This is a genomic window from Bartonella harrusi (assembly GCF_024297065.1).
Taxonomy (GTDB): Bacteria; Pseudomonadota; Alphaproteobacteria; order Rhizobiales; family Rhizobiaceae; genus Bartonella; species Bartonella harrusi.
This window is the reverse complement of sequence record NZ_CP101114.1, coordinates 544,180-561,699: the sequence shown is the minus strand read 5'-3', so window position 1 is coordinate 561,699 and position 17,520 is coordinate 544,180. Positions and strand designations below refer to the sequence as shown.

The following is a 17,520-nucleotide window of genomic DNA, read 5'->3' as shown; positions in this document are numbered from 1 at the left end:
TTTCAAAAATCCAACCCCATTTCACGATAACGCTCTGGATCAGTATCCCAACTATTACGCACTTTCACAAAGAGAAAAAGATGAACCTTCTGATCCATAATTTCCATTAATTCCTTACGTGCGGCCTGACCAATCGCTTTAATTGTATCGCCTTTTGCTCCTAAAACAATTTTTTTCTGGCTATCACGTTCCACATAAATCACTTGGTTAATTTTAACTGAACCATCTGGACGCTCTTCCCAGTTTTCTGTTTCAACTGTTGAAGAATAAGGTAACTCATCATGAAGGCGAAAGAAAAGTTTTTCACGGGTAATTTCAGCAGCAAGATGACGCATCGGCATATCTGAAATTTGATCCTCTGGATAATACCATGGCCCCTCCTGCATCATGTTACTCAAAGCACAGAGCAAATCGCTGCAACCAGACCCGGTTAGAGCCGAAATCATAAATGTCTGCACAAATTGCACATGCTCATTAATTTTAGTGGTTAACGCTAAAAGGGACGACTTAACAACTGTGTCAACCTTATTAAGAACGAGAATCTTATCCTGTTTAATAGTTTTGACAATATCTAACATTGCATAAACATCGTCGGAAAGACCATTTTGCACATCAATTAAAACTAAAAGAATATCAGCACTCTTAGCACTCCCCCACGCAGCAGACACCATTGCACGTTCCAATCGCTTATAGGGATGAAAAACACCTGGTGTGTCAATCAACACAATTTGCGTTTTGTCATGAATGACAATACCACGGATCAAAGTTCGTGTTGTTTGTACCTTATGCGTTACAATTGAAACCTTTGTTCCAACTAACCGATTAACCAATGTTGATTTTCCAGCATTCGGCATCCCAATAAGCACAACAAAACCAGAACGCGTTTTCATAGCGTCATCCATGATTATTTTTTCCCATTTTTTCCCATATACCCTCCCGTTGTAAAATTTTTTCAGCTGCCATTCTTTCAGCATAGCGTTTAGAGCTGCCCTGCCCAATCTCTGGAGCAAACCCCAAAATGCTTACCTCTACCATAAAAACAGGATCATGATCTGGGCCGGAACGTTTTATAACTCTATAATGTGGTTGTGCATTTCCTTGCATGTGCGCCCATTCCTGTAATTCCGTCTTGGCGTCACGTCGACTAGCATCCATTTGTTTTGCCCGACTTTGCCAATATTTTTCGATAAAGGGGCGAACACTCTCCAACCCTCCCTCTAGATACATTACAGCTATTAAAGCTTCTACGACATCAGCATGCATATTGATGAGTCGGCGTCCTTCAAAGTCTTTCATTTCAAAACCAACATGAATCATACTAGGTAAACCCATCTCTCGCGCAATATCGGCACATGTCTGCGCATTGACCAAACCATTTAAACGTACAGATAACTCACCTTCGCTTGCTTGCGGAAAAAACTGATAGAGCATTTCTGCAATCAAAAGACCTAGAACCCGATCACCTAAAAATTCCAACCTTTCATAATTGCCCTGTTCCGAATCTTGCACACTAGAATGTGTTAATGCCCTTTTTAATCTCTCCTCATCTTGAAAACGATGCCCTGTCAGCTTTTTAAGCTGATCAATTATTGGACGCTTCATCGTTGTTTCCTTGCTTGACAAGCGGCAAATCATGAACAGTATTGATAAAAGAAAACAAACGACTCCAACGTACATCAAACGGCCACCGCCAAATTTGCCAAGCACTTGAGCCATTGCTGATAGAGAAAAAAATCATACTTGCGCGCCCAATAAGATTTTCCTCTGGAACATAACCTACATCCAAACGACTATCGTCTGAATTATCGCGGTTATCCCCCATCATGAAATAATGCCCCTGTGGAACTTCAAAGACTTTCGTATCATCAACTTGTGGGATGAAAGCTAAATCAAGTGTATCGTAGCTCACACCATTTGGCATAGTCTCGCGATAAACATCAACAGGGGAATTTACCTCCGTTATATCAGAATTACTAATCTTCCCTATAAAATGGCGCGAAATAGGCTGATCGTTAATATAAAGAACACTTTGACGAACTTGTATACGATCACCCGGTAGCCCAACAACACGTTTTATATAATCAATACTAGGATTACTTGGTAAACGAAAAACCACGACATCTCCACGCTGAGGCTGAGATGCCCAAATTCGCCCCGAAAAAAGAGGAGGAGAAAAAGGGATGGAAAAACGAGAATATCCATATGCATATTTAGAAACAAACAGATAATCTCCTACAAGAAGAGTAGGACGCATTGAACCAGAAGGAATACTAAAAGGTTGAAAAAAGACTGTACGAATAAGCGCTGCTAAAAATAGAGCTTGTATCAAAACCCAAATAAACTCAAGAATTCCACCTTTTTCTTTCTTTTTATACAATTTCTCTTCCTGTATCATTACAGACTACCTTCCCATCACAGAATATAATTCATTTCCTATCATAATATTCAAATAACAAAAGCACAATCTCCAACACTCTCTATCCACGCGGAAGTGCTTCGATAATAATAAATGCCTGCGCCCAAGGAAAATCATCTGTCATGCTCAAGTGAATGACAGCTTCATAATGAGGAGGCAATAATTTTTGCAATTGCATTTGTGCGCGATCGGTAAGTTTCATGATTGGTTTACCGGAGGGCAAATTGACCACTCCCATATCTTTCCACCCCACACCACGAGCAATTCCTGTCCCTAAAGCCTTAGCACATGCTTCTTTAGCGGCAAATCTTTTGGCATAAGAAAAAGACCTCTTTTGAAGATTTTCAGACTTTTTTTGCTCAATATCAGTAAAAATACGCTGAATGAAACGGTCACCATAACGAATCAACATTCTTTCAATGCGTCTGATATCAACGAGATCATTTCCAAGTCCAATAATCATGAGATATTACCCGAATTCCTTTGATAGAAGTGCTTTTTTATAAGCTTTTGATATCGCCTTTGTTGAAAGCGGGCAATTGCTCTGTAAACACCTATGTAAGAGAGAGCACCAAAAATAATGCCTAAAAGGGTGCCACCTATAATCATTGGTCTCATAATAGAATCCCAAGCGCCCTTAAAAAGCAAAGGGACATTTGAAAGTGTTAAATCATTAAACAAAAGGCGAATCTGAGAAAGGGAAATCTCATTTACATCACTAAAAAGCGATAAACAGAAGTAACCCACCTTATAATCGGCCATTACTATTAATAAAAATGTGAGTGGATTAGAAAAAACCGTTCCAATAATTGCTGCCGCAAAGTTTCCGCGCAAAATCCAAGAAAAAAATATTGCCAAAATAATATGCATCCCAAACAGAGGTGAACAAGCTAAAAAAATGCCAATAGAAAACCCTAACGCAACTTTATGTGGTGTTGCTGATATACGCAAAATACGTTTGCGTATATAACAAAATGAACGCGAGAATGAACGACGCGGCCACAACCAAAGTCGAATACGCTTCATAAAATCTACTGGTTCTCTGGGACGAAAAAGCATATAATTCTCAATACATATCTTGTGACAAGAAAAAATAACCCGTATAACTCAAATTAATTCCTCTAGGCCTTTGCACAAAAAAAAGAGAAAAGCAATTAAATATTTCTACTTCCTGGCTTAATGGCTGGAAGCGTAGCGAGTTCAGCAGGAAGTGCATCACTCGCATAAGATGCTATCTCATATTCAGCAAGTGCAATCAATGGAACTCCGACATCAACCTTACCACCAGAACGATCAAGGATACATGCACTCGCCAATACATCTGCCCCTGCCGCCACCAGAGCCTCAATTGTCTCACGAATGGAAAGACCTGTTGTGACAATATCTTCAACAATCACAACGCGTGCACCCTTCTTGATTTCAAAACGACGCAATTCAAAGACACCATTTACGCGCTCTACCCAAAGAGAAGGTATACCAAGGTGACGTGACGTTTCGTAAGAAGGAATAAGGCCACCAATTGCAGGACCAACTACATAATCAATTTTTTCTTTAATCAATTTTTTGATTTTTTCAGCCAAACCACGACATAACTTCTCTGTCAAATCAGCATGCATAAAAACTTTCGCCTTTTGCATATAAGTAGCACTATGACGGCCTGATGTTAAAATGAAATGCCCTTCCAGAATAGCGTCTGCTTGTTTAAATATATCAATGACATCTTGTGTATCCATCGCAAAACCTCTCTTCTTACCCATGAACGCGCCGTACTGCACTCACTGAACCTGCTTCTTTTAACTGAGAAAAAATACGATTCAAATGTTTTAAATCCCAAACTTCCAAATCAATCAAAATTTCTGTGAAATCTGGTGCTGTGCGGATCAATGATAAATTTTGGATATTAGCATCATGCGCTGAAATCACTTGAGTAATTTCAGCCAAAGAGCCTGGACTATTAACAGCTAAAATATTCACACGAGCAGGAAAACGTTCACTCATTTGAGCATCAATATCCCAGCGGACATCAATCCATCGTTCCGGTTGATCATCATACGCCATCAAAGCTGAAGATTGTATCGGATAAATAACAATCCCCGATCCTGGCTGCATAATGCCAACAATCCGATCTCCTGGCACTGCTCCTTCAGGAGAAAAACGAACAGGAATATCTCCACGGGTTCCTCGAATAGGTAATGCTTTGGACTGATGTTTCTCCGCAGTTGCATCCTTTTCATTTTCTGGAACTTTGAAAATCATCCCTTGAGCATTTTCAATGTTAAACCAACCTTCTTCTCCTGGCTTAAAAGACGGCTTTTGTACAACGCGGTGATCTTGATAATCAGGATAAACCGCTTTAACCACATCAGCAGAAAGTAATTCACCACGCCCAACCGCAGCCAATACATCTTCCACATCTTTGCGTGCCAAACGAGGCAAAACTTGCTTCAGAATATCTTTTGAAAATTGTTTTCCCATATGTTCAAACGAACGCTCGAGTATACGGTATCCCAAACCTGAATATTGCTTACGTACCGCTGCACGGGTCGCTCGACGAATAGCTGAACGTGCTTTTCCGGTTACAACAAGAAACTCCCACGCCGCTGGCGGAATTTGGGCTTGTGAACGTATAATATCAACCTCATCGCCATTTTTTAATTTGGTCATTAAAGGCATAATACGACCATTGATTTTGACCCCCACACAAGAATTACCAATGTCTGTATGAACGGCATAAGCAAAATCAATTGGAGTAGCGCCTTTTGGAAAAGCAATCAATTGACCTTTCGGAGTAAAACAAAAAACTTGATCTTGAAAAAGCTCAAGCTTTGTATGCTCTAAAAACTCTTCTGGATTATCCCCATCTGACAAAGATTGAATCGTTTGACGCAACCATGCATACGCATTTGTTTCATTTGATAACCTCGAAGTCGAATAATGAGAACCTCGCTCTTTATAAATAGAATGTGCTGCAACGCCATACTCAGCAATTTCATCCATAGCAGCAGTTCTAATCTGTAGTTCTACACGTTGCCTCGAAGGACCTACAATCGTTGTATGAATGGAACGATAATCATTCTGCTTGGGGATAGAAATATAATCTTTAAAGCGGCCCGGTACCATTGGCCACATCGTATGGATAACACCAAGAGCACGATAACAATCATTTACTGTTTCAACAATCACTCGAAATCCAAAAATATCTGATAATTGTTCAAAAGATAATGCTTTACTTTCCATTTTGCGAAAAACTGAATAAGATTTTTTCTGACGGCTTTTAACATCGGCTTTAATGCCATACTCGAAAAAAAGTTTTGCCAATTCGTTTTCAATCCTAGAAAGCAAATCACGATTGCGCTTTGATAATTCAGAAAGTCGATTGGTTATCGTACGATAACCTTCTGGATTTAAATAAAAAAAAGAAAGATCTTCTAACTCCTCACGCATATCTTGCATCCCCATACGACCTGCAAGTGGCGCATAAATATCCATCGTCTCTTCAGCAATTCGCCGACGCTTCTCATCACGCATAACGCCAAGGGTGCGCATGTTATGAAGACGATCAGCAAGTTTGACTAAAAGAACACGAACATCATCAGAAATAGCAATGAGAAGCTTTCGGAGATTCTCTGCCTGTACAGCCTTCTTCGATACAAGATCAAGCTTATTAAGTTTTGTAAGCCCTTCAACCAACTTGCCAATTTCAGACCCAAAAAGTTGATCAATTTCTGCTCGTGTCGCACTCGTATCTTCAATTGTATCATGCAAAAGAGCAACGGCAATTGTTGCCTCATCCAACCGCATATCTGTTAAAATAGTGGCAACTTCTAAAGGATGAGAAAAATAAAGATCACCCGAAGCACGCCTTTGATGACCATGCTTTCGCATTGCATAATCATAGGCTTTCTTTAACAAAACCTCATCCACGTCAGACTTGTAACGTTGAACACGCCCAACAAGCTCACACTGACGCATCATACGAGCATATCCTTTATCTCTTCACAATCTAATCTTTATTGAACATGAATGCATTCCGTCAATAAAGCACAAGAGAAAAAACGACTGTCACTCTATAATAACCTATATACGCTTCCGTAACTATAAATCACCGCAATTAATAATCGTCACTCTTCTCCGGAACAACCAAACCTTCAATCCCTGCTAAAAGTTCTTCTTCTGACATATGATCAAATGAAATTCCCCCTTCTTCTGATGAGGATCTAAAGACATCTTCAGCTTCACCTAAATGTGTAATCAATTCATTTTCTGCTTCTGGCTCATCCACTTCCACATGCTTTTGCAATGAATGAATAAGATCTTCTTTCAAATCGGCAGGTGACAATGTTTCTTCTGCTATTTCACGCAAAGCAACAACTGGATTTTTATCATTATCACGATCAATCGTAATCTGTGCACCTTGTGAAATCTGTCGTGCTCGATGTCCCGCTAAAAGTACCAACTCAAAGCGATTATCGACTTTATCAATACAATCTTCTACCGTTACGCGGGCCATTTACATCTCTTTCTTAAAGATTAAAAAATTTCATCGCAATTATGGAGTATATACAATAATCAAAATAAAACACAAGAAAAACAACACAAGATTTATTTTTTGCTCAAAAGCTTATTAAAAAACTTGGACGCTTTATCAAAGTGCATAACCCCCTAACCCTCTCACATCTGTTATCAGGACCACTCATAACAAAAAGCCCCAAGAGTGGTGGTTTCACAACAGAAAATTCTCTTTATCTGTTCAAATTCCTCTCTCTCTTTAAAAAATTCACCCTTTAAATTGTACCAACCATTCGAATTTATTAAAAATCTTCTGCAAGAGCAACAGTTACACACACTTTATGGTAATATCTTTCGTTGCGAATAAAAACTTTACACATTAAACATCATCATCCATTCCTCTCTTTATTCATGGAAAAAATCATTAAATGTCTGTAGTTCTTTGAAAAAAAACAAGCAATGACTTTATGTGAAAGCTTATTATTACTGTTATTAAATAGTTCATTTGTATTCATCGTAATTGTTTACCAAGATATAATCCGTCATATACCCTATAAACAGCCCAATATAATTTTTATAAGAAATGATGAATACCACCTCATGAATAACCAATTAACATCTCTTTGCCCAGAACCGCCGAAAAATTGTAACTTATGCCCACGCTTACACAAGTTTATCTCTGAGTGGCGTATGAAAGAACCAAACTGGCATAACGCACCAGTACGCCCATTCTTTCCTTATAAGGGTGCAGACACAACACGCCTTCTCATTGTTGGTCTTGCTCCTGGATTACGCGGAGCAAATCGAACTGGACGCCCGTTTACTGGCGATTATGCCGGGCACTTACTGTATTCCACTTTAAAAAAATTTGGTTTTGCTCAAGGCATTTTTGAAGAGAGAGCAGATGACACTCTTGAATTGGTTGATACAGCAATTGTTAACTCAGTTCGTTGCGTTCCACCAGAAAATAAACCCACGGGTGCAGAAATTAACACTTGCCGATATTTCTTTTCTCCTCTTCTTACAAACCTTCCCAAACTTAAAGCTGTTATTACCCTCGGCACTATAGCACATCATTCAACACTGCGTGCTCTCAATGCAAAAACTTTAGCCCATCCTTTTGGGCATGGAAAAATAAACAACATTGGCAGATTACGCATTTTTTCAAGCTATCACTGTTCACGCTACAACACCAATACGGGACGTTTAACAGATGCTATGTTTCATCAAATTTTTGAAGCAGTAAAAACATATCTTGATCAATGCTAAAATAGCATAGAGTTATAAATTAGAGATAGAAACTTACTTTCTCATCCATATCTCTTTAAAAGTCTCGCTTTTTCACGCCCCCAATCACGTTTCTTTTCTGTTTCACGCTTATCACGAAGCTTTTTCCCACGTGCTAGAGCAATTTCCAACTTGGCGCGCCCTCTTTCATTAAAATAAAGTTTAAGGGGAATAAGAGTCATTCCTTCACGAGAAATCGCATTAAAAAATCGTGCCATTTCACGTTTTGAAATTAATAATTTACGCAAACGACGCGGCTCATGATTAAAACGATTAGCTTGCGTATATTCAGGAATATAGCTATTGATGAGCCATAATTCCCCATTTTCAAAGCTGGCATAACTTTCGGCAATATTTGCCTGATTGGAACGCAAAGACTTCACTTCCGCTCCCTGAAGTACAACACCAGCTTCAAGATTATCAAGAATTTCATAATTAAAACGGGCTTTACGATTGTCAGCAATTATTTTTCGTACTGGCGCGTTCTTTTTTTTGTTCATGGCTACAATATCATCTTATTCTTTAAGCAGACCTGCATGCTGCAAAGCCGCATTAATCATTTCCTTTGTACTGTCTTTTAGCGGAACAATCGGAGAGCGAACAAAGCTACCACAAATCCCTAATCTTTCAGCAGCATATTTAATACCCGCAGGACTTGGTTCAATAAATACTGCACGATTGAGAGGCATCAAAAGATCATTTAATTTAAGAGCCGTTTTATAATCACCACGCAAACACGCAGCTTGAAGTTCTGCACACAGTTTTGGAGCAACATTGGATGAAACAGAAATACACCCAACACCTCCATGGACATTAAAACCTAACGCTGTACAATCATCACCGGAAAGCTGCACAAAATCCGTACCACACTTTTCACGCTGTTCACTTACACGTTCAATTTTGCTTGTTGCATCCTTAACACCAATGATATTTTTAAAATCCTGACACAAGTCTCTCATCGTTTCTACAGCTATATCAATAACAGAACGACCAGGAATATTATAAATTATGATAGGAATAGAAATAGCTTTCGCAATAGAAGAAAAATGCGTGTATAAACCAGACTGATTAGGCCTATTATAATAAGGTGTGACAACCAAAACTGCATCTGCACCAGCCTTTTGCGCATGCTGCGCAAGCTCTACTGCTTCACTTGTGCTGTTTGACCCTGCTCCAGCAACAACAGGAACACGCTTGGCGACCTGCTTAACACATAATTCTATAACCCTCTTATGTTCTTCATGACTTAAAGTAGGTGATTCACCTGTTGTCCCAACAGGGCTTACACCATTAATACCCTGTGCTATCTGCCACTCAATAAAATGACAAAATGCCTTCTCATCAATAGCACCTTCACCATCAAATGGTGTGATAAGCGCGGTTACAGCTCCCTTGAGCATGATAGACTCCCTGTAATGTTCTCTTTATTTTTTTAGCCTTTAAAATTACTCATGATAGAGCATAGTATCGCTCTCTCATTGAAGCAAGATGAATTTCATAACAGCTTTCATAAGATTTAATATGGATCTCCTTCAATTCTGAATCTTTTTTAACAGTCTTCACCTCTATTAACGCGTTTTTCATGTTTATGTTCTAAAATCTTTTAAGTGTTTTCCAAAATCAAGGTCTCAAAGTTTTTCTCTATGCGTACACTTTCTACCCCCTTTTTTGTACAATCCCTTACTGCACTTATACTGGAAACAACGATTTTATTTTCAAGTGCATGTGCACAAACACACCTTTTACATGGGAAAGCACCAATCCCTCTGGAACGCCCTACCCCCTTTGTCATAAAAAAAGAGACTCAGAAACCTCTAAAACAGTTTTATATCTCCCCCCATGATACCCCCATATCAAGTAATAATTTTACTCTCAAGCAACTTAAAACTGGTTTAGATGCACTTTTAAACAACAATATTGCAACAACAATAAGCCTTCGTAACTCCATGGGAAAAGAGAGCCTCGACCGTCATATTTTGACATGGGCAATCGGTATATCAAACCAAGCCAATGTGCCAAGTTCTGAAATATTTCATGCAATCAAAGAACTAAAAGGATGGCCCGGCATAAACATTATGCAACGTAATGCTGAACGTGCTTTTATTAATGAAACCAATTCCGCACATCTCATCATCGAAAAATTTTCTCATCATCCCCCCCTTACAGCACAAGGTATAGCTCTATTTGCTAAAGCACTTATCGCAACCGGACAAACCGTCCGTGCTCGACAAGTCATTGCACCATGGTGGCATAAAGAAAAGCTTAATGCAAAAGAAGAAGAGTTTATTCTTAAAAACGCAAATGCTGCATTAAAACCTATCGATCACCTAAAACGCATGCAATTTATGCTTTATGCACATCGCTTCGATTCTGCTGAGCGTGTTGCAAAATTAGCCCGTGCTCAATCCCTTTTTAATGCTTTTGTTGCCGTTGAAAAGAATGACCCTAAAGCTGCACAAAAATTACGTGCTGCGGAGCGATCATGGCAAAAAAATCCTCTGTTACAATTTGCTCGAATGCGCCATCTTCGGCGAACGGGGCAATATAATGTCGCTGCATCACTCATGATGAAAACACCAAGCGGTGTATTAAAACTTATGGATCCTCATGCATTATGGAAAGAGAAACGTGCCCTTTCTCGCGAAATGCTTGATTTAAACAAACCTAAAATTGCTTATCAACTGGTTGCCACATACCCTGGTATGACATCCTCGTTGGCAATTGATGCTGAATTTCATGCAGGATGGTACGCGCTACGGTTTCTTCATAATCCTCAATTAGCAATGCACCATTTTTCACGTATTCCTCAATTATCTTCTGCACCTCTTTATACATCTCGTGGATATTATTGGATGGGACGAACAGCAGAGACTCTTGGTGAACATAAAAATGCCCAAAATTATTTTCGTCTTGCCGCTCATTTTTCTGCAACTTATTATGGTCAATTAGCGGCAGCACGACTTAACAAAAAAAAGCTTGAAATTTCTTTTCCTAAACCAACAGCCAATGAGCGACATCGCTTTAATACACGCACTACTATTAAAGCAATTCGACGCCTCGAAGCAGTTGATTATACACATTTAGCTAAAATTTTTTATAGAGAACTTGGTAAAACAATAGAAAGTCCTGGCGAATTAGCTCTCCTTGCTGTGATGGCAGAAAAAAATGGAGACTATTATACCAGTCTCAAAATTGGAAAAACTGCTGCTTTTCAAGGAAAAAATGTTGGTGCACTTTCGCACCCAATAGGTGCTATTCCAGCCTCGACCAATGTTTCTGCCGCAGGACAAGCGCTTGTTTATGCTATTGCGCGCCAAGAAAGTGAATTTAATCCAACAGCGATATCAAAAGCAGGTGCACGAGGCATTCTCCAATTACTACCGACAACAGCAAAAACACTTGCAAAAAAATATTCAATCACATGGTCTCCCCAAAAATTGAGTAGCGATGCCAGTTATAATGCTAAATTAGGCGCCTATTTTCTCAGCGAGCAATTGGAACGCTTTAACGGATCTTATATATTGACTCTTATTGGTTATAATGCAGGTTCCCGTCGTGTCGACGAATGGATAGAACGTTATGGCGATCCTCGAGGACAACCCCTTGATAAAGTCGTAGATTGGATCGAACGTATTCCTTATACAGAAACACGTCATTACGTGATGCGTGTCATGGAAAATTATGAGGTTTATAAAGCAAGGTTTACAGGAAAAATAGATATAAAAACGGCCCTTCTTTATGGGCGATTGAAATAACATCATTTCAATCTATCTCAAGGTCATTCATTCTCGTTTCTCAATACACAAACCACATCATTACAGCAATAATAAAATAAGAGATATGAAAATGAAAAAAATCGTAAAAATTAGCTAAATATCAATGATACTCTGATAATCTTGTTTACTTTTGATGAAGGAGGAGGAGGAAAAGAGCCAACCCGATAAAGTGCTGCCATAGCTAATCGATCAAGTTCCGCATCACCCGAAGAGATTACAACGCGTCTAGCAAAAATATTACCCTGCTCACGCACCCTAAATTCTAACTTGACTGTTCCTTTGGCACGACTGACACGTTGTTTTACAACATATTCTTTTTGCATTTCTAATTGCGCCTGCACTTTTGTCAACCATTCTACTAACAAGGCATCTTCAAGTGCAGCTGTATCACCGCCCTGACTGCTCGCAGACGAACGAACGGCCTTCACAGGGGCACGGCTCACCATAGTCTTTCGTATTGGTATCAGTTTTTTATCGAGGACTCTATGCTCCACTTTTTGAGGAAGAGGTTTTTCCAAAGATTTAAGAACTGCAAAATCATTCTTTTCCACAATATGCTGAGGCTCTTCAGGTTGAACCTTATCCATTGCTTCTAATATCTCTGATTCTTGCTCTAAAGGGCCAGACTGCAACAATTCTGACTCTGCACTCACATTCGATAAATCTGTATCAATATCGAAAGAATCTGTGTTAGCATTTGGATCTACAGTCTCTTGCACAAAAGACAGCACAATTGTAGATGAATGTATTCCATTGCTTACACCAGTACTGTAAGAATAAAACTGTGCACCCAATGCTATATGCAAAGAAAAAGCGCAAATAAACGCACCAATCCAAAGAATGAATAACCGTCTCGTATTTGTAAAAATCATCATTTCTTCAACCGCTATTCTGAAGCCCAACATTGGTGTACAAGTTTTATTAAAACAGGCTCTTTTGAAATTGCAACTTTTTTCTTGACTGATTTTATCATGTTTAATATGGTCTCTGCGTGGTTTTTTGCTGAATTAATCACTTTTGCTTGGCGAGCTAATGCCTAGTCGATGAGTCAAGCGTTTTGATATAAGTTTCAAGCGAGAGAGGGGATGTTTAAGATAAAGGTTATAATGTGTTATGCGAATAAGACGAGAGAATATTCATAAAAACTGCGTGATTTTAGGTGCGTTGTCAGTCTTTATACCTTCATTTGTTTTTGCGCAAAACAATGAAAAGAATTCTGTAACTGAGCTCAACCCAATTGTGATTAAAGGGAACAAAACAGAGGGGAATTCGGGTCCCGTAACCATTCTAACCGATCGTAAAACTGCTAAGGATATTGATGAAAAGCAAATCAGTGATGTTCATGAAATTGGTCGTCTCGATCCATCCGTAGCCTATAATTCGGAAAAAAATAGCTTTGTGATTCGTGGTTTGAATGGAGATCGTATTCTCACAACGATGGATGGCATTGTTCTTCCATGGGTAAGTGATATATTGCGTGGAAACAGTGGCAATGCAACGTTTGACTTTAGTGCAATTTCCACACTTGATGTTATTCACGGATCGGATTCTAGTCTTTATGGATCTGGTGCGCTAGGGGGCGTTATTGCTTTACGTACTCTTAATCCTGAAGATCTTATTTCTGATGAAAAGAATTGGGGTAGCCTTATAAAAGGTGGTTATCATTCTGTTAATAACAGTTGGCGCATAGACCAAGCTTTTGCTGTGCGTGCTCAACAAACATTTTTGCTCTTCCAAGGCTCACATGAGCAAGGCAATGAACGCAAAAATATGGGAACCATAGAAGGGTATTATGAAGAGCGCACCCGTAAAAACCCGGCTCATTTTGATCAAAATAATTTGCTTTTTAAAGTTCATCAGTATTTCAATGACAAGCACCGGCTTGGTTTTACATCAGAACGCTTTGACCAGAATAGAAACACGCATTTATTAAATATGAGCAAAAGATACTCTCCTGGTTCTGTTTATGATCAGGAAAATAAGCGCCGTGAACGTCTTTCTCTTTCTTATGATTATAATGGTAATGGAGATGCGCTTTTTGATACGTTCCGCGGGCAATTGTATTGGCTAAAACAGTCAAATAATGATATTATGAGCGGGTTTCGTGTTAGAGCACCAAAAGGAGATTATTTGAGAGATAATCTTGTGCGCAATACCAATTATGGTTTAAATGCTCATGCTTCCAAAAAAGTGAATATTGGCACTGTAAGCCATACATTAAAGTTTGCCACCGATGTTTCGTCATCTCAATTTCATCATTATTTGTTAGGAAGAGATAATTGTCATTTGAAGGAAAATGCGCAAGGATGTCTGTTTGTTCCTGCTAATCGATCCGATTCACCAGATGCGAAGAGTTACAACTTTGGTTTAGCTTTTGAAGATGAGATTGGCTTTTCCCATAATCGTTTCCGTGTAACACCTGGTGTTCGTTATGATTGGTATAAGAATATTCCTCAAAAAACCTCCGCTTATGAGAAAGCTCTCATTTCTGATCAATTCCCACCAGAAAAGAGTGGTTCACATGTTTCTCCTAAATTACGGATGGAGTGGGATGTTCGTGATCAAATAGCGCTTTATGCTCAATGGGCACAAGCTTTTCGCGCACCACGTGTTTCAGAACTGTACGTCTCTTATATCAAACCCGGTGCTTATTATGTGAAGGGAAATCCTGACCTTAAAGCAGAAATAAGCAATGGATATGATGTTGGTATAAGATATGGGGATAAAAACTTCGGTGGTTCATTTAGTGGGTTTGTCAATCAATATAAAAATTTCATAGATACCATAGATAAGGGGCCATCAGAAGAGTTCCGGTTTGCCCGTCGGCATTACATGAATCGTTCAAATGTACGTATTTTTGGTGTTGAAGCAAAAGGACATTTGGCGCTTAAAAGTGGATTACATAGCAACTTTGCCCTTGTCTATTTGCAAGGAAAAGATCTTGATAAAAATGAAACTCTAGACTCCATTCCACCTTTGAAAGCAGTTATTGGATTAGGATATGCAAAAGAAACTTGGGGAGCGGATGTTGTGCTCACTTCATCTGCAAAACGTGATAAAGCGACTAAAGAAGCTAGCTATCCAGAAATTCTAGGATATAACATTGTTGATATGACTGGGTGGTGGAAACCGTTTGGTGAAAAAGGGTTTGTTATAAGAGCTGGTGTCTATAATCTTTTCAATACGAAATATTGGAATGTGTCTGATCTTCCTTCCAGTAAAAGTGCAACACCAGATGATTATTATAGTCAACCTGGGCGTAATTTTAAGGTGTCGTTCGTACAAAAATTTTAGTCACTCTTATTAACTGTGAGATCAATATAGAATTTTGTCGATAAAAGGATGAGTTATTGTGTTTTTGTTATCGTTGTTCTTTAAATTACAAAGACTTGAAAGAAAAGCTTTTATTTTTCCTTATTAATCGGTTTTTGGTTGTTCTGCTGTTAGAAATAGCGGCTTTGTTTTGTGAAAGGTTGAATCATTCATTGAGAGTGATTCAACCTAGTGCCTTAGAATTGTAATGTTTTGAAAATTAACTCTCTAAAGTAACATAAGGAAAGTCCATGTCATCCTATACAGCCGAAACGATTCTTCGCTTGCGTGAAGAAAAAAAAGAAATACGAAATCGTGATTTTGCAATCTCTATTGGGATATCTGAGGCAGAGCTTATTGCTGCCTATTGTACAATCGGGAAAGCTAAAAGACTAGAAGCTGATGTAGCTGTATTCTTGGAAAGTGCTCCTAAATTTGGAACAGTTATGGCATTGACGCGTAATGATTACGCTGTTCACGAAATAACAGGACGCTTTGAAAAAGTTGTTCAAAGCCAACATATTCCAATCACACTTGGTGAAATCGATTTGCGTATTTTTCCAAAACAATGGAAATTTGGTTTCGAATATGACATGATTGTTCTTGGAAAGCCTACGAAAAGTTTGCAATTCTTTGATCAAAGTGGTGTTGCTATTTTTAAACTCTATCCTAAGGATACAACAGATATGGAAGAGTGGAGTAAACTTGTTGATAAGCTTCTTCATGAAGATCAGTCCCCTGTTCTTGATATTCTTCCTGCGCCAGATTCAGCTCAATGTGATATAACAAAACTAAATGTTGAAGAATTTCGTGATCGTTGGCGGCAAATGACGGACGTACATCAGCTTCATAAAATTATTTCTGAACTGAAAATGAATCGACATGATGCTGTGAAATGTGCTGGTAGCGAATTTGCTGATGAATTAGCAATAGAAGCTATTGAAATTATGCTAAACAAAGCTGCACAACAGGAGATCCCAATTATGTGCTTTATTGGCAACAGAGGCTGTATCCAAATTTTCAGTGGAAAAATAAAAAATATTAAGCAAATGGGACCTTGGATTAATATTCTTGATCATAAGTTCGACATGCATTTGTTACTTTCTGGAATTGATAAAATATGGCATGTTCGCAAACCTACCAGTGATGGTTATGTTAGTTCTCTTGAAGTTTTTGATAAAAAAAGTGAGATGATTATTCAATTTTTTGGCTTGCGAAAGGAAGGCCAAAAAGAGCGTGAGGATTGGCGTTCTTTATTAAACAGTTTGCCCTCGTACAGAAAAACAGCAATCGCTTAGATCAAGGTAAAGTCACATGCTTACGCTTTTTTTGCATAGACTGCTAAAATTTTTCTTTATTTTTATACTGTTTTCTCTTCCCATCTTTTCTCAACCAGTCATTGCTGAGCCTACAACACAATTTTCTAAAAATGCGCGCATTGTCTCTATTGGCGGTTCTCTTACAGAAATTGTTTATGCATTGGGAGCACAAGACCAACTTGTTGCCCGTGATAGTACAAGCGTTTATCCGCAAGAAGCGCTTAAACTTCCTGTCCTTGGATATATGCGCGCTCTCTCACCTGAAGGTGTTTTATCACTTGCTCCAGAAGGTATATTATTAGTTGAAGGAAGCGGTCCCCCTTCAGCAATTGAAATTCTAAAAAAAGCATCAATTCCTCTTGTCATTATACCGGAAAACTACTCCCGTGAAAGTGTTATAGAAAAGATTCGCCTCGTTGGTAAAGCGCTTCATCGTGAGGCAGAAGCAGCAGCATTAATTAAAAAAGTAAGTGGTGACTTTGTGGAAAATGATGCTCTTTTGGCAAAAGTTACAAAACCAAAGCGTGTTCTTTTTATTTTTTCCATACAAAATGGGCGTGTTATGGCATCTGGAACAGATACAGCTGCAGATAGTATGATAAAGCTTTCAGGTGGTATCAATGCCATAAGCGATTACAAAGGGTATAAGTTACTCAACAGCGAAGCGTTATTGAAATCAAATCCTGATGTTATTTTGTTTGTGGCACATCGAGGAAAATCAACTAACCTTGAAAAGATTTTAGCGATACCAGCAGTTCAAGCAACCAATGCAGCAAAAAATAATGCCATTAAAAAAATGGATGTTATGTATCTTTTAGGGTTTGGTCCGCGCACCGCAGATGCATCAAGAGAACTTATTAATTTATTTTATGGTGCAAACAAAAAGAGTAAGAGCTGATAA

At 38.7% G+C, this 17,520-nt stretch carries 16 protein-coding genes; 5 read left to right on the top strand and 11 right to left on the bottom strand.

The features are described 5' to 3' along the window. Window positions 1-2: 2 nt before the first annotated feature. From era to rpoZ, 8 genes are all read right to left on the bottom strand, one after another. Window positions 3-902 (bottom strand): GTPase Era, encoded by a 900-nt coding sequence (gene era / locus NMK50_RS02525; protein WP_254770756.1) that lies wholly within the window; start codon window positions 900-902, stop codon window positions 3-5. Next, window positions 895-1,602 carry a ribonuclease III gene (gene rnc / locus NMK50_RS02520; protein ID WP_254770755.1) on the bottom strand — a complete coding sequence of 236 codons (708 nt, stop codon included), beginning with the start codon at window positions 1,600-1,602 and terminating at the stop codon, window positions 895-897. The genes era and rnc overlap by 8 nt, the downstream gene beginning before the upstream one ends. After that, window positions 1,583-2,395 carry a signal peptidase I gene (gene lepB, locus NMK50_RS02515; RefSeq protein ID WP_254770754.1) on the bottom strand — a complete coding sequence of 271 codons (813 nt, stop codon included), beginning with the start codon at window positions 2,393-2,395 and terminating at the stop codon, window positions 1,583-1,585. The genes rnc and lepB overlap by 20 nt, the downstream gene beginning before the upstream one ends. Window positions 2,396-2,477: 82 nt before the next feature. Continuing rightward, window positions 2,478-2,879 (bottom strand): holo-ACP synthase, encoded by a 402-nt coding sequence (gene acpS, locus NMK50_RS02510; RefSeq protein WP_254770753.1) that lies wholly within the window; start codon window positions 2,877-2,879, stop codon window positions 2,478-2,480. Beyond that, window positions 2,876-3,475 carry a DUF2062 domain-containing protein gene (locus NMK50_RS02505; RefSeq protein ID WP_254770752.1) on the bottom strand — a complete coding sequence of 200 codons (600 nt, stop codon included), beginning with the start codon at window positions 3,473-3,475 and terminating at the stop codon, window positions 2,876-2,878. The genes acpS and NMK50_RS02505 overlap by 4 nt, the downstream gene beginning before the upstream one ends. 95 nt (window positions 3,476-3,570) lie before the next feature. Continuing rightward, complete coding sequence (gene pyrE, locus NMK50_RS02500; protein WP_254771161.1) at window positions 3,571-4,149, bottom strand: orotate phosphoribosyltransferase; 579 nt, start codon at window positions 4,147-4,149, stop codon at window positions 3,571-3,573. A 16-nt stretch (window positions 4,150-4,165) separates the two neighbouring features. Further along, window positions 4,166-6,391, bottom strand: a complete 2,226-nt coding sequence (locus tag NMK50_RS02495; protein ID WP_254770751.1) for a RelA/SpoT family protein — start codon at window positions 6,389-6,391, stop codon at window positions 4,166-4,168. Between the two features lie 136 nt (window positions 6,392-6,527). After that, window positions 6,528-6,926, bottom strand: coding sequence for a DNA-directed RNA polymerase subunit omega (rpoZ, locus tag NMK50_RS02490; protein ID WP_241438354.1), 399 nt, complete (start codon window positions 6,924-6,926; stop codon window positions 6,528-6,530). Window positions 6,927-7,525: 599 nt separating this feature from the next. On the opposite strand from rpoZ, the gene NMK50_RS02485 reads away from it, so the two are divergent. After that, window positions 7,526-8,194, top strand: a complete 669-nt coding sequence (locus NMK50_RS02485) for a uracil-DNA glycosylase (RefSeq protein WP_254770750.1) — start codon at window positions 7,526-7,528, stop codon at window positions 8,192-8,194. Between the two features lie 41 nt (window positions 8,195-8,235). On the opposite strand, the gene smpB is transcribed toward NMK50_RS02485, so the two are convergent. Together smpB and dapA are read right to left on the bottom strand one after the other, a co-directional pair. Next, a complete protein-coding gene (gene smpB, locus NMK50_RS02480) occupies window positions 8,236-8,712 on the bottom strand; it encodes an SsrA-binding protein SmpB (protein ID WP_254770749.1) in 477 nt (158 codons plus the stop codon). Window positions 8,713-8,727: 15 nt separating this feature from the next. After that, window positions 8,728-9,612, bottom strand: coding sequence for a 4-hydroxy-tetrahydrodipicolinate synthase (gene dapA, locus NMK50_RS02475; protein WP_254770748.1), 885 nt, complete (start codon window positions 9,610-9,612; stop codon window positions 8,728-8,730). A gap of 243 nt (window positions 9,613-9,855) precedes the next feature. Here dapA and NMK50_RS02470 point away from each other — a divergent pair, with 243 nt between their 5' ends. After that, entirely contained in the window at window positions 9,856-11,967 is a 2,112-nt protein-coding gene (locus NMK50_RS02470; protein ID WP_254770747.1) for a lytic transglycosylase domain-containing protein, read from the top strand. 110 nt (window positions 11,968-12,077) lie between these two features. On the opposite strand, the gene NMK50_RS02465 is transcribed toward NMK50_RS02470, so the two are convergent. Further along, a complete protein-coding gene (locus NMK50_RS02465) occupies window positions 12,078-12,860 on the bottom strand; it encodes an energy transducer TonB family protein (RefSeq protein WP_254771160.1) in 783 nt (260 codons plus the stop codon). Window positions 12,861-13,101: 241 nt separating this feature from the next. On the opposite strand from NMK50_RS02465, the gene NMK50_RS02460 reads away from it, so the two are divergent. From NMK50_RS02460 to NMK50_RS02450, 3 genes are all read left to right on the top strand, one after another. Next, entirely contained in the window at window positions 13,102-15,282 is a 2,181-nt protein-coding gene (locus tag NMK50_RS02460; RefSeq protein WP_254770746.1) for a TonB-dependent hemoglobin/transferrin/lactoferrin family receptor, read from the top strand. A gap of 269 nt (window positions 15,283-15,551) precedes the next feature. After that, window positions 15,552-16,598, top strand: coding sequence for a hemin-degrading factor (locus tag NMK50_RS02455; RefSeq protein ID WP_254770745.1), 1,047 nt, complete (start codon window positions 15,552-15,554; stop codon window positions 16,596-16,598). Window positions 16,599-16,614: 16 nt separating this feature from the next. After that, window positions 16,615-17,517: a heme/hemin ABC transporter substrate-binding protein gene (locus tag NMK50_RS02450; protein ID WP_254770744.1), complete on the top strand. Its 903-nt coding sequence runs from the start codon at window positions 16,615-16,617 to the stop codon at window positions 17,515-17,517. The last annotated feature ends 3 nt before the right edge of the window (window positions 17,518-17,520 follow it).

Coding starts and splice junctions, on each gene's coding strand:
- era (WP_254770756.1), bottom strand. CDS start 902: ATGGATGACGCTATGAAAACGCGTTCTGGTTTTGTTGTGCTTATTGGG.
- rnc (WP_254770755.1), bottom strand. CDS start 1,602: ATGAAGCGTCCAATAATTGATCAGCTTAAAAAGCTGACAGGGCATCGT.
- lepB (WP_254770754.1), bottom strand. CDS start 2,395: ATGATACAGGAAGAGAAATTGTATAAAAAGAAAGAAAAAGGTGGAATT.
- acpS (WP_254770753.1), bottom strand. CDS start 2,879: ATGATTATTGGACTTGGAAATGATCTCGTTGATATCAGACGCATTGAA.
- NMK50_RS02505 (WP_254770752.1), bottom strand. CDS start 3,475: ATGCTTTTTCGTCCCAGAGAACCAGTAGATTTTATGAAGCGTATTCGA.
- pyrE (WP_254771161.1), bottom strand. CDS start 4,149: ATGGATACACAAGATGTCATTGATATATTTAAACAAGCAGACGCTATT.
- NMK50_RS02495 (WP_254770751.1), bottom strand. CDS start 6,391: ATGATGCGTCAGTGTGAGCTTGTTGGGCGTGTTCAACGTTACAAGTCT.
- rpoZ (WP_241438354.1), bottom strand. CDS start 6,926: ATGGCCCGCGTAACGGTAGAAGATTGTATTGATAAAGTCGATAATCGC.
- NMK50_RS02485 (WP_254770750.1), top strand. CDS start 7,526: ATGAATAACCAATTAACATCTCTTTGCCCAGAACCGCCGAAAAATTGT.
- smpB (WP_254770749.1), bottom strand. CDS start 8,712: ATGAACAAAAAAAAGAACGCGCCAGTACGAAAAATAATTGCTGACAAT.
- dapA (WP_254770748.1), bottom strand. CDS start 9,612: ATGCTCAAGGGAGCTGTAACCGCGCTTATCACACCATTTGATGGTGAA.
- NMK50_RS02470 (WP_254770747.1), top strand. CDS start 9,856: ATGCGTACACTTTCTACCCCCTTTTTTGTACAATCCCTTACTGCACTT.
- NMK50_RS02465 (WP_254771160.1), bottom strand. CDS start 12,860: ATGATTTTTACAAATACGAGACGGTTATTCATTCTTTGGATTGGTGCG.
- NMK50_RS02460 (WP_254770746.1), top strand. CDS start 13,102: ATGCGAATAAGACGAGAGAATATTCATAAAAACTGCGTGATTTTAGGT.
- NMK50_RS02455 (WP_254770745.1), top strand. CDS start 15,552: ATGTCATCCTATACAGCCGAAACGATTCTTCGCTTGCGTGAAGAAAAA.
- NMK50_RS02450 (WP_254770744.1), top strand. CDS start 16,615: ATGCTTACGCTTTTTTTGCATAGACTGCTAAAATTTTTCTTTATTTTT.